The organism is Vibrio sp. Vb0888, assembly GCF_033338835.1.
Lineage (GTDB): Bacteria > Pseudomonadota > Gammaproteobacteria > Enterobacterales > Vibrionaceae > Vibrio > Vibrio alginolyticus.
This window is the reverse complement of the sequence record NZ_JAWOTL010000030.1, coordinates 1-14,268: the sequence shown is the minus strand read 5'-3', so window position 1 is coordinate 14,268 and position 14,268 is coordinate 1. Positions and strand designations below refer to the sequence as shown.

The 14,268-nt window shown below is 46.6% G+C and carries 12 protein-coding genes; 9 read left to right on the top strand and 3 right to left on the bottom strand.

Going from position 1 to position 14,268, the window contains the following annotated elements; all coding sequences use genetic code 11:
- The first annotated feature begins 95 nt into the window (after nt 1-95).
- From recQ to R7P72_RS22550, 3 genes are all read left to right on the top strand, one after another.
- On the top strand, nt 96-1,931 hold the full coding sequence (gene recQ / locus R7P72_RS22560) for an ATP-dependent DNA helicase RecQ (RefSeq protein ID WP_005378773.1): 1,836 nt from the start codon (nt 96-98) through the stop codon (nt 1,929-1,931).
- A gap of 9 nt (nt 1,932-1,940) precedes the next feature.
- A complete protein-coding gene (locus R7P72_RS22555) occupies nt 1,941-2,246 on the top strand; it encodes a DUF3630 family protein (RefSeq protein WP_005378772.1) in 306 nt (101 codons plus the stop codon).
- Between the two features lie 234 nt (nt 2,247-2,480).
- On the top strand, nt 2,481-3,155 hold the full coding sequence (locus tag R7P72_RS22550; RefSeq protein ID WP_005378770.1) for a 7-cyano-7-deazaguanine/7-aminomethyl-7-deazaguanine transporter: 675 nt from the start codon (nt 2,481-2,483) through the stop codon (nt 3,153-3,155).
- A gap of 221 nt (nt 3,156-3,376) precedes the next feature.
- Here R7P72_RS22550 and R7P72_RS22545 read toward each other — a convergent pair whose 3' ends face one another.
- The 3 genes from R7P72_RS22545 to rhlB all read right to left on the bottom strand — a co-directional run bounded on the left by R7P72_RS22545 (nt 3,377) and on the right by rhlB (nt 8,024).
- Entirely contained in the window at nt 3,377-5,020 is a 1,644-nt protein-coding gene (locus R7P72_RS22545) for a sugar nucleotide-binding protein (protein ID WP_213907458.1), read from the bottom strand.
- A gap of 171 nt (nt 5,021-5,191) precedes the next feature.
- Nucleotides 5,192-6,685: a guanosine-5'-triphosphate,3'-diphosphate diphosphatase gene (gppA, locus tag R7P72_RS22540; RefSeq protein WP_005378765.1), complete on the bottom strand. Its 1,494-nt coding sequence runs from the start codon at nt 6,683-6,685 to the stop codon at nt 5,192-5,194.
- Between the two features lie 19 nt (nt 6,686-6,704).
- On the bottom strand, nt 6,705-8,024 hold the full coding sequence (gene rhlB / locus R7P72_RS22535) for an ATP-dependent RNA helicase RhlB (RefSeq protein WP_318110762.1): 1,320 nt from the start codon (nt 8,022-8,024) through the stop codon (nt 6,705-6,707).
- 111 nt (nt 8,025-8,135) lie between these two features.
- On the opposite strand from rhlB, the gene trxA reads away from it, so the two are divergent.
- The 6 genes from trxA (at nt 8,136) to fre (ending at nt 13,955) form a co-directional block, all read left to right on the top strand.
- Nucleotides 8,136-8,462, top strand: coding sequence for a thioredoxin TrxA (trxA, locus tag R7P72_RS22530; protein WP_004745500.1), 327 nt, complete (start codon nt 8,136-8,138; stop codon nt 8,460-8,462).
- A gap of 196 nt (nt 8,463-8,658) precedes the next feature.
- Nucleotides 8,659-9,918 (top strand): transcription termination factor Rho, encoded by a 1,260-nt coding sequence (gene rho / locus R7P72_RS22525; protein WP_005378757.1) that lies wholly within the window; start codon nt 8,659-8,661, stop codon nt 9,916-9,918.
- A 105-nt stretch (nt 9,919-10,023) separates the two neighbouring features.
- Nucleotides 10,024-11,016 carry a hypothetical protein gene (locus tag R7P72_RS22520; protein WP_005378756.1) on the top strand — a complete coding sequence of 331 codons (993 nt, stop codon included), beginning with the start codon at nt 10,024-10,026 and terminating at the stop codon, nt 11,014-11,016.
- Nucleotides 11,017-11,107: 91 nt separating this feature from the next.
- The gene (gene ubiD, locus R7P72_RS22515; protein WP_005378755.1) at nt 11,108-12,961 is read left to right on the top strand and encodes a 4-hydroxy-3-polyprenylbenzoate decarboxylase; all 1,854 of its coding nucleotides are present in this window, start codon (nt 11,108-11,110) and stop codon (nt 12,959-12,961) included.
- Complete coding sequence (locus R7P72_RS22510; protein ID WP_009696789.1) at nt 12,958-13,227, top strand: 2Fe-2S iron-sulfur cluster-binding protein; 270 nt, start codon at nt 12,958-12,960, stop codon at nt 13,225-13,227. The genes ubiD and R7P72_RS22510 overlap by 4 nt, the downstream gene beginning before the upstream one ends.
- A 14-nt stretch (nt 13,228-13,241) precedes the next feature.
- Nucleotides 13,242-13,955 (top strand): NAD(P)H-flavin reductase, encoded by a 714-nt coding sequence (gene fre, locus R7P72_RS22505; protein WP_005382872.1) that lies wholly within the window; start codon nt 13,242-13,244, stop codon nt 13,953-13,955.
- Nucleotides 13,956-14,268 lie beyond the last annotated feature (313 nt).

Sequence of the window (14,268 nt, the reverse complement as noted above, 5' to 3'; positions counted from 1 at the left end):
TATTCACCATGAAACCCCATTACAATGTGCCCTCACTTTGTGTGCCAGTGGTATGCATAAGCACCTCTTTTTTAAGACCCAATCTGAGACTTTTCATGACCTCGACCTTGTTAGCCGAACAATCTGATTCGCCTGTAACGCCTCAACGTGTGTTGGAGGGTGTGTTTGGTTACCAAGAGTTCCGTGATGGTCAGCAGTTGGTGATTGACGCCGCGATAGAAGGTCGCGACAGCTTAGTTATCCTGCCTACTGGTGGCGGTAAGTCGCTGTGTTATCAAATCCCTGCTTTGGTTCGCTCTGGTATTACTTTGGTGATTTCTCCGCTTATTTCGCTGATGAAAGACCAAGTGGACCAGCTTAAAGCCAACGGTGTAGCGGCTGAATGCATTAACTCGACCATGCCTCGTGAAGAACTGCTCAGCGTGTATAACCGCATGCACACTGGTCATCTTAAGTTGGTGTACGTCTCGCCAGAACGCGTATTGATGCGTGATTTCATTGAGCGCTTGGAAAACTTGCCGCTATCGATGATTGCCGTCGATGAAGCGCATTGTATTTCCCAGTGGGGACACGATTTCCGGCCAGAATACGCCGCGCTTGGTCAACTTAAGCAGCAGTTTTCCCATGTGCCATTTATGGCGCTGACGGCGACGGCGGATGATGCAACGCGCCGAGATATTCTTGAGCGTCTGCAACTGAATAATCCAGAGGTTTATCTAGGCAGCTTCGACCGTCCTAACATTCGCTACAACTTAGTTGAGAAGCACAAGCCGGTTTCGCAAATCGTTCGTTATCTTGAAACCCAAAAGGGTAACTGCGGCATCATCTATTGTTGTAGCCGTAAGAAAGTTGAGATGGTGACCGAGAAGCTGTGCAACAACCACATTCGTGCTGCTGGTTATCATGCCGGTATGGACGCTGATGAGCGCGCTTACGTTCAAGAAGCTTTCCAACGTGATGACATCCAAATTGTAGTGGCGACCGTGGCATTCGGTATGGGCATCAACAAACCAAACGTGCGTTTTGTGGTTCACTTTGATATCCCGCGCAACATCGAGTCTTACTATCAGGAAACGGGTCGTGCAGGGCGTGATGGTCTACCTGCGGAAGCCATGATGTTGTATGACCCAGCGGACATCAGTTGGCTGCGCCGTATGTTGGATGAGAAAGACGATGGTCCACAGAAGCAGGTGGAAACCCACAAACTGAATGCGATGAGTGCCTTTGCTGAGGCGCAGACTTGTCGTCGTCAGGTGCTATTGAATTACTTTGGTGAGTATCGTGAGAAGCCATGTGGCAACTGCGATATTTGCTTAGATCCACCGAAACACTTTGATGCCACGGAAGAAGCGCGTAAGGCATTGTCTTGTGTGTACCGTGTTAATCAGAGCTTTGGTATGGGCTACGTGGTAGAAGTGCTACGTGGCATGCAAAACATTCGTGTACGTGAAAATGGGCACGATAAGATTTCTACTTACGCGATAGGGCGCGATCATAGCCACGATTACTGGGTGAGTATTTTCCGTCAGTTAATCCACAAAGGGCTGCTGTTCCAAAACATCACGCGTAACTCAACGTTGCAACTTACCGAAGAGGCGCGTCCGTTGTTGCGTGGCGATGTGACTCTGGAGTTAGCGGTTCCACGTTTAGACACCGCAGCACGTGCGGCGAAGTCGGAAAAACTGACCAGTAAGAACTACGACAAGAAGCTATTTGCTAAGTTACGCAAGCTGCGTAAATCGATTGCTGATGAAGATGGTTTGCCACCATACGTGGTCTTTAGTGACGCGACTCTGATTGATATGGCGGAGATCTTGCCAACGTCTTACGGCGAAATGCTGGCAGTGAGTGGCGTTGGTCAGCGCAAACTAGAGAAGTACGCCGACCCATTCCTCGATTTGATTCAAGAACACATTACTCACCACGGATAAGGAACCAAGATGCAAAAGGAATTTGGCTTAGCGGATTACATGGCACAAGAAGGGCGCTTAATCATTACCGCGCCGAGCTTTGACCTTGATAGCTTTCCTGCTTTAGGTGAGCGTTTAGTCGGCTTGCTTTCTGCTACTGTGGTGGAAAAGCAGTGGGATGCGGACATTCACTCTTGGTTGATTGACTTTGAAGGTTGCCGACTGTTTATGAAAGCAGAGCATTACAGCGAAGCGATTTGGTTTGAAGCGTTAGCGATTGAAGAGAGCAGGGAAGAGTTGGATTATCTTGCAGGGTTGTTCCAGCGCGGCTTCTAAAAATAGAATTTTTCTAGAGAGGGTGTTTCACATGAAACACCCTTTTTTATGCTTAAACGTTTGCGTCAAACAGACGACTTGCGGCGAAAAGTGGTTAATGTATAATCGCCCACCGCTTCGCTCAGAATGAGCCAAGCCAGTTTATTTTTCATTTTACATTGTTGGTAAGAGCCACTTTATTCAGTGACTCGATTTGGGTTCCCTCACCCCCAAACCAAACTAAAAAGGTATCGCATGAGTAACTTTACCCCTGCGCAGCAGCGCAACGCCCTTATCTATCTGGTTCTATTCCACCTAGTCATTATTGCATCTAGCAATTACCTAGTTCAGCTACCGTTTACTATTTTCGGTTTCCATACCACTTGGGGTGCATTCACTTTCCCATTTATCTTCTTAGCGACTGATTTAACTGTGCGTATTTTCGGTGCTCAGTTGGCGCGTAAGATCATCTTCTTAGTGATGTTGCCTGCTTTGGCAGTGTCTTACTTCTTATCGGTGGTGTTCTTCGAAGGTCAATTCCAAGGTTTTGGTCACCTGGGGGAATTTAACTTATTCGTTGCTCGTATCGCGATTGCTAGCTTCATGGCGTACCTACTTGGTCAGATCATGGATGTGCATGTGTTCAACCGCCTACGCCAAATGAAACAGTGGTGGGTAGCTCCAACGTGTTCAACGCTTTTCGGTAATGCACTTGATACCATCGCTTTCTTCGCCATTGCGTTCTATCAAAGTCCAGATCCATTCATGGCGGAGCATTGGACGGAAATCGCGCTGGTGGATTACGGCTTCAAACTGATTATTAGTCTTGGTTTGTTCGTTCCTATGTACGGCGTATTACTGAATTACCTCATTAAGAAGCTGACTGCGGTGAACCCTGACTTTAAGGTGACGACAAGCGTTCAGTCTTAATATCAGTGGGAACCCCGAAAGCCGCTTGCTCAAATCAAGCGGCTTTTTTGTGCCTGTTTACTTGGGTTTAGAGCGTTTTGTACAACGTGGTGAGTAATTAGATCATAGGTGTCCAAAAGCTCCCTAAGCTGTACGAAGGTAAAAATGAGCAATAAAAAGGTCCCGAGTGAGACCTTTTAATCGAAGATACGGAACGTAGAGGAAGCTCGTTGGTGAAATGGCTAAAAGAGCATCTTCTCAATCAAAATGGCTTTTTGCGCATCGAAGGCGCCAAGTTGCAGGCCGTTCTCCCAACTGATGCTTTGATTGAACATCGCCAGCATCAAACCGACACTGCGTTGATTGGCGTCCTGCCAGCAATCAGATTCGCTGTACTCTCCATCATTTATCGCGTTGCCATTAACGAGAATGGGCTCGAAACGCCATTTTTCGCCGACACGGTAGTAGCCTTTACTGGTTAAGGTCTGGTTGGATTGAATCGTTAAAATGTGCTCGATGCCCGGCTCACCGGTTAATTCAAATACAAATCTTAGCTGGTGGTCGCCACATTGCAGCTCAACGATCAGTTGGCCGTTTTCCTCAATCAGTGTTGACTGAGAGTAGTCTCCGAAGCAGTGCAGCAACCAAGAAATAGGGTGACTGGCTGTTTCAAGAAACCACTCTTTGAGTGTGAAGGTGCCCGGTAGGTTAACTTGGGTGATTAGATTGACCACACAAGGTTGGGTTTGCGAGGTGAGCCATTTCTCTATCGTCTTGGCGGTCTCTAGCTGAGCAAAGGCGTAATTAACCAATAGGTTGGAGTTCGGTTGCTGCCAGTGAGTGATGTCGGAATTCAATCCCACCAATGGCTTTTCACAAATCAGCTTGGTTGAACCTAACGTCTTTATGATCTCTGCATGAGTATGCGCAGGTGTCGCGATGGTCACGACATCGAGTTGTTTGAGTGCGCTGATGTTCGTTTCTGCCTTTAGGATTGCTTCCTCACTGCACGCTTGCTGAAGCGGTTCTATTTGGTTGGCGCATAACGTTGTGACCGATACACCATTGTTTCGATAGTGGGGAATGTGCGTGCGTCCCCAGTTGATGCCTATGATGCCAGCTTGTTTGATTTGCTCTGGCTTGTTGAAACGTTCACTCAATGGCGGCAAGGCAATTCGTTCATCTGTTAGACGTTGGTCATGGTGATAATCATTGCTTGGCAGCACTTGCCATGGCTTGTTGTAATGCTGCTTGAGTGCACAAACGAGTTCGTAGAAATTCCACTTATCCTTTAAGTTGCTATCAAGATGGTATAAACCGGCTTCGTTCCGCTCAATAAGCTGCAAAAAGGCGAGTGCAGTATCGTCCATATGAGAAGTCGCGGGATACCAAGCTGTGCTAGCGGTAATAACGCCGTACTCTTCATATTGGCGGTCGAGATGCGCCAACATGTTATTGCCTTCTGCTTGGTGATGGAGCTGCCAACCAATTCGAGCAACCATCGCATCTGGATTTGCTTGCCAGATTGCATCTTCACAACGAACTTTGTATTTGCCGTAATCATCTTGGGTGTTTCTTTCTTCAAAGATGCCATAAGGCCCGTTTTTTGTGGCATCAAATACCATTGCTGTGCTGACAAAGAGGTAAGGAATATTATGGCGTTTGCATTGCTCACCAAGCCACGCTGCCCACTCTTCACTTCCCATCGCCATATGGCACACCGCATTGATGTGGTGTTGCTGCCAAAATTGTTCACTTTGCTGTAGATCATCCGGCGGGATTTGGTGGTGATTCCACTCCAATATGTTCCAGCCGCGTAGGTGAAACTGATGAGCGACTTTTGGGGCGAGGGTGCCAGTTAAGCCAGTCATTAAAACGGTTTTCATGATGGTGCATCTTGGTTGGCTAAATTGTGTTTATCAATAAAGCATGGCTGTTTTTCGATGTAGAGCGGAGAAGCTGAGATTTTTGCTGGGCAGCACGTTTTGTAGGGGAAGTAGATGCAAAAAAGCCCAAGCGAACGCCTGGGCTTAATACGTTATGACAGAAGTGGTCGATTATATTGCTACGACGCTTAACGGCCAGCCGATGTCTGTCTGACGGTTGGATTCAATTTCCAACTCAGCCGCAGTCAGTGGGTTTTTCTCTAGCCATTGCGCATCAATGTGTAACGTTAGATTGTCGCCTTCAACTGTTAGAGTCACATTTGGCTCTAGATCAGGATTGCGACGATGGCTGAGCAGAACCGCAAGACGCAACAGTCTCAATACTCGTTTGGCACTTGAGCCTGATAATGCATGCTGCTCAGGTAAAGAAGTGAGCTGTTCGCGATAGCGACGAGCCACTTCACCAATAAAGAACTTCTGTGCGCGCGTGTAACCAGGCAGATCCAAATTCTGCAGCAAGTAAGCACTATGCTCTCCGCCTTTTTTGAAATCGATAGTTAAACCAATTTCATGCAGTTTTGCGGCGGTCTCGAGTAATATCTTGCCCTGAGGCTCTGTAATCCACTCATCGTCCCCAGCTTGCTGTAAAAGCGTGTGTGCCAGAGTAGCGACTTGTTCGCCGTATTGGTGATCGAGCTGATAGCGATTTTGTACGCTAGCGATAGTGCGGGCACGAATGTCTTCTTGGCGAAGCTCTTCAACCATCTCATACACTAAGCCTTCGCGTAGTGCGCCGCCAGCGAGTGTCATAGCATCGATTTCAAGCAATTCAAAAACGGCAATCAAAATAGAGAGGCCACTAGGGAACACTAATGCCCGCTCAAGTGTTAAGCCTTCAATATCGAGCTCTTCTAAATGGTCGGCCAACATGGCTTGCTTCTGTAGACGCTTGAGTTTGGAGTGAGTGATTACTTCGTCCATGCCTTGCGCCAGCATTATCTCTTGCAATGCCTGAACAGTGCCTGATGCACCAACACACACATCCCAACCAATTTCTGTATAACGTTCTAAAATCGGCTGAATGGTCTGTTTCGCTCCTTCAATTGCCGCGTCAAAGTTACGAGCATTCAATTGGCGATCTTTAAAGAAGTTTTCAAGCCAAGTCACGCAGCCCATTTTTAAGCTGGTCAGTGCTTTGGCTTCGAAACCTTCACCGATAATCAGTTCGGTACTTGCTCCACCGATATCGACTACAAGGCGACGACCACTACCGCCAGAGGTGTGAGCGACACCTTTATAGATAGTGGCAGCTTCTTCTTCACCAGTAATCACTTCGATAGGCTGGCCTAGAATTTGGTTAGCCTTTTCTAAAAACACATCTACATTGGTCGCGGTACGTAATGTTGCAGTACCGACGATGCGAATGTTTTGTTTAGGAATGTCCTGCAAGCGTTCCGCAAATAGACTTAAGCAGTCCCATCCTCGCTGCATAGCTTCCATACTAAGAGAATTATGTTCATCTAAGCCCGCTGCTAGACGAACTTTGCGCTTAATTTTAGCCATTGTTTGAACGCTGCCATCGATGTGACGCACAACGAGCATGTGAAAACTGTTCGACCCGAGGTCGATGGCGGCATATAGCGGTGATGATCCTGCTTGACTCATAAACGAACTCAGTTTCCTATTACGATTGTTTTGGTGCCGATTGACGCGGTTGGCGTGGACGACGTCCCTGCGGCTTACGGTTACCAGAACCAGAACGGGTACCGCCAGTATTCGTGCGGCGCTGTTGGTTGCGTGGTGCACGCATACGAATCGGAGCCGGTAGATCTTGAATCAGTGCCGACGAATCGTACTCTGAAACTGGGATTGTATGCTCAATGTATTCTTCGATTGCTGGTAGGTTAACCGCGTACTCTTCACAAGCAAAACTGATCGAATGGCCGCTCGCACCAGCGCGACCAGTACGGCCAATACGGTGAACATAATCTTCACAGTCGTCAGGAAGGTCGTAGTTGAAAACGTGCGTTACCTGAGGAATATGCAGGCCACGCGCTGCAACGTCAGTTGCAACTAAGATGTCGACATCACCTTTGGTGAATTGCTCAAGAATCTTCTCACGCTTCTTCTGCGGTACATCGCCAGTAAGAAGGCCTACACGGTGTCCATCGGCAGCCAAATGTCCCCAAACCGATTCACACTTATGCTTGGTATTGGCAAAAATGATAGCGCGATCTGGCCACTCTTCTTCAATTAGTGTTTGAAGCAGCGCCATTTTGTCTTCATTCGAAGGATAGAAAAGCTCTTCCTGGATACGGTGGCCAGTTTTTTGTTCTGGTTCGACAACGACATGCTCAGGAGTATTCATGTGTTCGAATGCCAGTTCTTGAACGCGGTAAGACAGCGTTGCTGAGAACAGCATGTTCAAACGCTCTTTTGGCTCAGGCATACGACGGAACAAGAAGCGAATGTCTTTAATAAAGCCAAGATCGAACATGCGGTCGGCTTCGTCCAGAACAACAGCTTGAATGTTGTTGAGGTTAAATACGCGCTGTTTGTAGAAATCGATGATACGGCCTGTTGTTCCGATCAGAATATCTACGCCGTCTTGCAGTTTCGCAAGTTGCTTGTCGTAGCTTTCACCACCGTAAGCTAGAGCGGTTTTTAGACCTGTGCTTTCAGTTAATGATTCTGCATCATTGTAAATCTGAATAGCGAGCTCACGTGTAGGCGCCATAATAATTGCGCGTGGCTGTGTAGGCTTACGACCTTCATGTTCCGGAGTCATCAGGAGGTGGTTGAACGTAGCAGTAAGAAACGCGAGCGTTTTACCAGTACCCGTTTGGGCCTGGCCTGCGATGTCTTGGCCGGTGAGCAGGACCGGCAACGCCAAGGCTTGGATAGGGGTACAAAATTCGAACCCTTTTTTGTCCAATCCTTCAATAACTTGGGGCTTTAAGCCCAAATCGGCGAACTTTTGCTCTGTGATATGCGTCTTTTTCATGGCTATAGAATATCAGCTAAAGCTTGCAATACGAAAGTAAATACATTCCAATAGGGCATCTAATTACTGGTTATCATCCAACCAGTTTCGAAAAACACATTGGAGTGGAAGATGAGTGATAAGATTTTGCAGCTAACTGATGACGGTTTTGAAAACGATGTAATCAACGCTGCAGGCCCGGTTCTAGTGGATTTTTGGGCAGAATGGTGTGGTCCTTGTAAAATGATCGCTCCTATTTTGGACGAAATCGCAGACGAGTACGAAGGCAAACTCACTATCGGTAAACTAAACATCGACCATAACGCAGGTACACCACCTAAGTTTGGTATTCGCGGCATTCCAACGCTATTACTATTTAAAGATGGTAACGTAGCGGCAACGAAAGTAGGTGCTCTGTCTAAAACTCAACTAAAAGAGTTCCTAGACGCAAACTTATAATCACCAAGTGATTACAGATAAAACCGTGCAAAGTTACAATGCACGGTTTTGTTTTTCTAACTCTGGACTAGAATACTAATTAGTGCTAACTTATCGCGCGTTAATTGAACAAATTTCTCTTCTTGGTCGATCCTGAGACCAAATCCATCTTAACTAGAAAACAGATCTTATTTTGACTAAACAAGAATCCACCACCATGAACCTTACCGAACTGAAGAACAGACCTGTGTCTGACCTTGTAAAACTGGGCGAAAGCTTAGGATTAGAGAACCTAGCTCGCTTAAGAAAACAAGACATCATCTTCGCGATTTTAAAAGCGCACGCGAAAGGCGGCGAAGACATCTTTGGCGATGGGGTTCTGGAAATTCTGCAAGACGGCTTTGGTTTCCTACGCAGTGCAGATAGTTCATACCTTGCGGGTCCGGACGATATCTACGTATCACCAAGTCAGATTCGTCGCTTTAACCTACGTACTGGTGACTCTATCGCTGGTAAAATTCGTCCACCAAAAGACGGTGAACGTTACTTTGCCCTTCTAAAAGTCAATACCGTTAACGACGATAAACCAGACAACGCCCGTAACAAGATCCTATTTGAAAACCTTACCCCTCTACATGCGAATGAGCGAATGGTTATGGAGCGTGGTAACGGTTCAACAGAAGACATTACAGCACGTGTTTTAGACTTGGCATCGCCAATCGGTAAAGGTCAACGTGGTCTGATTGTTGCTCCGCCTAAAGCGGGTAAAACAATGCTTCTGCAAAACATCGCGCAAAGCATCGCGTACAACCACCCAGAGTGTGAGTTGATGGTTCTTCTTATCGACGAACGTCCAGAAGAAGTAACTGAGATGCAGCGCCTAGTTAAAGGTGAAGTGGTTGCGTCGACTTTCGATGAGCCAGCATCTCGTCACGTACAAGTAGCGGAAATGGTGATCGAGAAAGCAAAACGTCTTGTTGAACATAAGAAAGACGTAGTTATCTTGCTTGACTCTATCACTCGTCTAGCTCGTGCTTACAACACCGTAGTGCCTTCATCAGGTAAAGTACTAACTGGTGGTGTGGATGCAAACGCATTACATCGTCCTAAGCGTTTCTTCGGTGCTGCACGTAACGTAGAAGAAGGCGGCAGCCTAACTATCATCGCAACGGCACTAGTAGATACTGGTTCTAAAATGGATGAAGTTATCTACGAAGAGTTCAAGGGTACAGGTAACATGGAACTGCACTTGAACCGTAAGATTGCTGAGAAGCGTGTATTCCCAGCGATTGACTTCAACCGCTCAGGTACACGTCGAGAAGAGCTACTGACGAAGACTGACGAACTACAGAAGATGTGGATTCTGCGTAAGATTGTTCACCCAATGGGCGAAATCGACGCAATGGAATTCCTAATCGACAAGCTAGCGATGACGAAGACCAACGATGAGTTCTTCGATGCGATGCGTCGTCAATAGTCTCAAATAGTCATTCTGCGAAAAGCCACCGTATATCGGTGGCTTTTTTATTGCTTTCTCCCGATAGAAGTATCAGAATGAAGGAAATGTTATCGGGAGGTTAACATGCAACAAGGAATGTTGTCGTCATTACTCCTGAGCTTGTCACTTATCACTCTACCTGCGACATTATCTGCCAAGGAAATGCATGAGTCTGTAGTAGAGCAGTGGCTTCAGGATACTCAAATACAGACTAAAGTCTCTGAACTGCTTGATTACGCTGTCAGAGATGAAGTCGACTCGCTTAAATTCGCCCTTGATAGACTTGCTTTGCCTCAACAAGAGGTGGTGCGCTTTCAATTATTGGAAAAGCTTGAAAAGCAAGATGTGATTCTCACGCCTCGAATGGCTCTGTTTGTTGAGTCCCAGATCCGTATGACCCCGACTTATCAAGTGTTAGAGCGAGGTGATGGGTATGAATTTAGTGTACCCGCTTTTAACTTTCCCGTTATTGCGAGTCGCTTGATTAAGCGTTGGAAACAAGACCAAAGTACCTTGGACTTTGTCTTACAAGCTGAACGAAGAGAGCTTAACTTAAAGCAATGGCTTACAGGGCCATCTCAACAAGCTCAAGCACGTGAAGCGCTTTTGATTCGAGAGTTAGACAGCTTATCACCCAATGCGCTTGCTGCATTAACGGCCCAGTTAACCAAAGCAAATGTGACCAGTTGGTTACCATCGACGGCCGTGATAGTCAGGTTGGCACAAGTTAGTCAGGATGAGGAAGTGTACAACTTACTCTGGCGGATGAAAGCTGATTACAACAGCCAGTCCGAACTTGAGCGTTTAGCTGCGGTTGGAGACGTTTTTTCCATTCAGCAATTGATGAATGCCACAGTTAACCCATCACTCAAGCCAGAAGCTATTAGTCTACTTACAAAATCTAACCCTCTATCTCCGCAAGTAAAGCAGTTTCTAGTTAGAAAAATGGCGTTATCAGAAGAAGCAACCATGGTTGCTCGAGAGCTTGCTCAACAAGGGCATCAAACCTGGTTGGAAGAGTTAGTATCTTCGAACCATCAGATAAAGACTCGGCAGATTGAACAAGTATTAAAGTAATCTGGCTCACATACCCACACAAAATAGGAGGATCTTAGCGTCCTCCTATTTGTTATACTGCGGACAGTTTAATCAGCCAGCATGAAGGCCTATGAGTTTTAAGGATTTACGCGAATTTATCGACCACCTAGAACAGAAAGGTCGACTTAAACGCATCACTCACCCTGTCGATCCCGCTTATGAAATGACAGAAATCAGCGACCGCACCTTGCGTGCTGGTGGACCTGCGCTGTTGTTTGAGAACCCAATCGGCTACGACGTACCTGTTTTGACTAACCTGTTTGGTACACCAGAGCGTGTCGCAATCGGCATGGGACGTGAAGACGTTAAAGAATTAAGAGAAGTCGGTAAGCTGCTGGCTTATTTAAAAGAACCTGAGCCACCAAAAGGCTTCAAAGACGCTTTAGAAAAACTGCCTGTGTTCAAACAAGTATTGAACATGCCGGCTAAGCGTTTACGTAAAGCACCATGCCAAGACATTGTTTGGCAAGGTGATGAAGTCGACTTGGATAAGATTCCGGTAATGAGCTGCTGGGCAGAAGATGTAGCGCCACTGCTTACTTGGGGCTTAACCGTAACCAAAGGTCCAAATAAGAAACGTCAGAACCTAGGCATTTACCGTCAGCAGAAAATTGCCAAGAACAAAATCATCATGCGTTGGTTAGCCCATCGTGGTGGTGCGCTTGATCTGCGCGATTGGATGGAAACCAACCCAGGTAAACCTTTCCCAGTTTCGGTCGCGTTTGGTGCAGACCCAGCAACCATTCTTGGCGCAGTAACACCAGTGCCAGATACGCTATCGGAATACGCATTTGCAGGTTTGCTACGTGGAAGCAAAACGGAAGTCGTGAAGTCAGTCAGCAACGATTTGGAAGTGCCAGCGAGCGCGGAAATCGTGATGGAAGGCTATATCGACCCGAACGAGTTTGCTGATGAAGGTCCTTACGGTGACCACACTGGCTACTATAACGAAAAAGAAAAGCACCACGTATTTACTATTACGCACATTACTATGCGTAAAGACCCTATTTATCACAGCACCTACACAGGTCGTCCGCCAGATGAACCAGCTGTATTGGGTGTGGCATTAAACGAAGTGTTTGTGCCTATTCTGCAAAAGCAATTCCCAGAGATTGAAGACTTCTATCTTCCGCCAGAAGGTTGTTCGTACCGAATGGCCGTCGTCACCATGAAGAAGCAGTACCCAGGACATGCCAAGCGCGTAATGATGGGCGTGTGGTCTTTCTTACGTCAATTCATGTATACCAAGTTTGTTATTGTGTGCGATGAATCGGTAAACGCACGAGATTGGAATGATGTCGTGAAAGCCATGTCAGAGCATATGGATCCTGTACGTGATACCTTGATGATAGATAACACGCCAATCGACTCGCTCGACTTTGCTTCACCAGTGGTTGGGCTTGGCTCCAAAATGGGCTTGGATGCGACCATTAAATGGGATGCCGAGCTGGCGACGCGAACCGAGGTCACTGAGCGAGACAGCAAAGCGATTACCGAAGCAGAACTAAATGAGTTGAAACAGCAACGCCCTGAGATTGTTGACGTCTATCTTCCAGTTACAGCAAACAACCAATTTGCTGTCGTGACTATGAAGAAAGACCAAGCTGGTCAATCCCAAGAATTGATGGAACATCTATGGGGCTTCTTTGCTCAGTACACGGATAACAAATTCATCATTTTGTGCGACGATGACGTTAATGCACGAGATTGGAATGACATCATTTGGGCGGTGACAACTCGAATGGACCCAGATAGAGACACGATTCAAGTGCTTGGTAAGACTGAGAGTTCATCCCAATTAGGACTGGATGCGACCAACAAGTTCGAATCTGAAGTCACGCGCGAGTGGGGTACGCCTATCAAAAAAGATCCTAAACTTGTGGCTAAAGTCGATGAGATTTGGGACCAGTTAGGTATTCTATGAGTCATCAAGTCCACCTTCTACCAATGGACGTTACGTTCCAAGTAAAAGAAGGGGAGACGGTGTTGGAAGCTGCGCTCAACAACAATATTCGCTTCCCGCACCGTTGCCAAGTTGGCGCTTGCGCCATGTGCATGTGTAAAAAGCTAACGGGCGAGGTGAGCTATCACCTCGAACCGATGCTAACCGAAAAAGAGCAACAGCAAGGTTGGATATTCCCTTGCCAAGCCTATACAGAAAGTAATTTAGTGCTTACTTTTGACGAGTAAGCGAGAGGAACACCATGACCATCCAATGTAAAGTAAAGTCTATTCAGCCGTTAGCTTGTAATACTTACCAAATCCTTCTTCATCCAGAATCACCAGTGCCTTTTAAAGCGGGTCAGTACCTAATGGTGGTGATGGGTGAAAAAGACAAACGTCCTTTCTCTATCGCAAGCAGCCCTTGTCGTCATGAAGGTGAACTTGAACTGCACATCGGTGCGGCGGAACACAACGCTTATGCACAAGAAGTTGTCGAAGCAATGCAAGCGGCGCTTGAAACTGATGGTCAGATTGAAATTGATGCGCCACATGGCGATGCTTGGGTTCAAGAAGAAAGCGAACGCCCATTATTATTAATTGCTGGTGGTACAGGCTTCAGTTACGTTCGCTCGATTCTGGATCACTGCGTAGCGCAGAATAAAACCAATCCTATCTATTTATATTGGGGGGCGCGCGATAACTGCCAGCTTTATGCTAAAGACGAACTGGTCGAGATTGCCGACAAGTTTGCCAATGTTCACTTTGTGCCAGTAGTAGAAGAAGCTCCTGCAGACTGGCAAGGTAAAGTTGGTAACGTGCTACAAGCTGTAGCTGAAGATTTCGAAAGCTTAGAAAACTACGATATCTATATTGCAGGTCGTTTTGAAATGGCTGGCGCAGCACGTGAACAGTTCACTCAGAACAAGAAAGCGAAGAGCGAACGTATGTTCGCAGACGCGTACGCATTCATTTAAATACGGCTTTTGATACAGAAAAAGAGGGTTTTTTACCCTCTTTTGTGCTTTTTTGATGAAATAGTCATCGAACAGTCAGTTTTTTCCATTTTTTTTCAAAAAAGGGTTGCGAACGGATCTGAGTTCCCTATAATGCGCATCCACCGACACGGCAGACGCGATAAGGCTTCAGCAGGGTCGGAGAGGTGAAAGCTTCTACGAAAAATAAAATTGAAAAAGTGTTTGACACTGTCAATTAAATCGCTAGAATGCACCTCCGCTTTGAGAGAAAAACTTCTCGCAAAGCAAGCTCTTTAACAATATAGACCTATCA

Excerpts from the sequence above, each read along its gene's own strand:
- ubiD (WP_005378755.1), top strand. The coding sequence starts at position 11,108 with ATGAGTTTTAAGGATTTACGCGAATTTATCGACCACCTAGAACAGAAA.
- R7P72_RS22550 (WP_005378770.1), top strand. The coding sequence starts at position 2,481 with ATGAGTAACTTTACCCCTGCGCAGCAGCGCAACGCCCTTATCTATCTG.
- rhlB (WP_318110762.1), bottom strand. The coding sequence starts at position 8,024 with ATGAAAAAGACGCATATCACAGAGCAAAAGTTCGCCGATTTGGGCTTA.
- R7P72_RS22520 (WP_005378756.1), top strand. The coding sequence starts at position 10,024 with ATGCAACAAGGAATGTTGTCGTCATTACTCCTGAGCTTGTCACTTATC.
- fre (WP_005382872.1), top strand. The coding sequence starts at position 13,242 with ATGACCATCCAATGTAAAGTAAAGTCTATTCAGCCGTTAGCTTGTAAT.
- R7P72_RS22510 (WP_009696789.1), top strand. The coding sequence starts at position 12,958 with ATGAGTCATCAAGTCCACCTTCTACCAATGGACGTTACGTTCCAAGTA.
- R7P72_RS22555 (WP_005378772.1), top strand. The coding sequence starts at position 1,941 with ATGCAAAAGGAATTTGGCTTAGCGGATTACATGGCACAAGAAGGGCGC.
- rho (WP_005378757.1), top strand. The coding sequence starts at position 8,659 with ATGAACCTTACCGAACTGAAGAACAGACCTGTGTCTGACCTTGTAAAA.
- gppA (WP_005378765.1), bottom strand. The coding sequence starts at position 6,685 with ATGAGTCAAGCAGGATCATCACCGCTATATGCCGCCATCGACCTCGGG.
- R7P72_RS22545 (WP_213907458.1), bottom strand. The coding sequence starts at position 5,020 with ATGAAAACCGTTTTAATGACTGGCTTAACTGGCACCCTCGCCCCAAAA.
- recQ (WP_005378773.1), top strand. The coding sequence starts at position 96 with ATGACCTCGACCTTGTTAGCCGAACAATCTGATTCGCCTGTAACGCCT.
- trxA (WP_004745500.1), top strand. The coding sequence starts at position 8,136 with ATGAGTGATAAGATTTTGCAGCTAACTGATGACGGTTTTGAAAACGAT.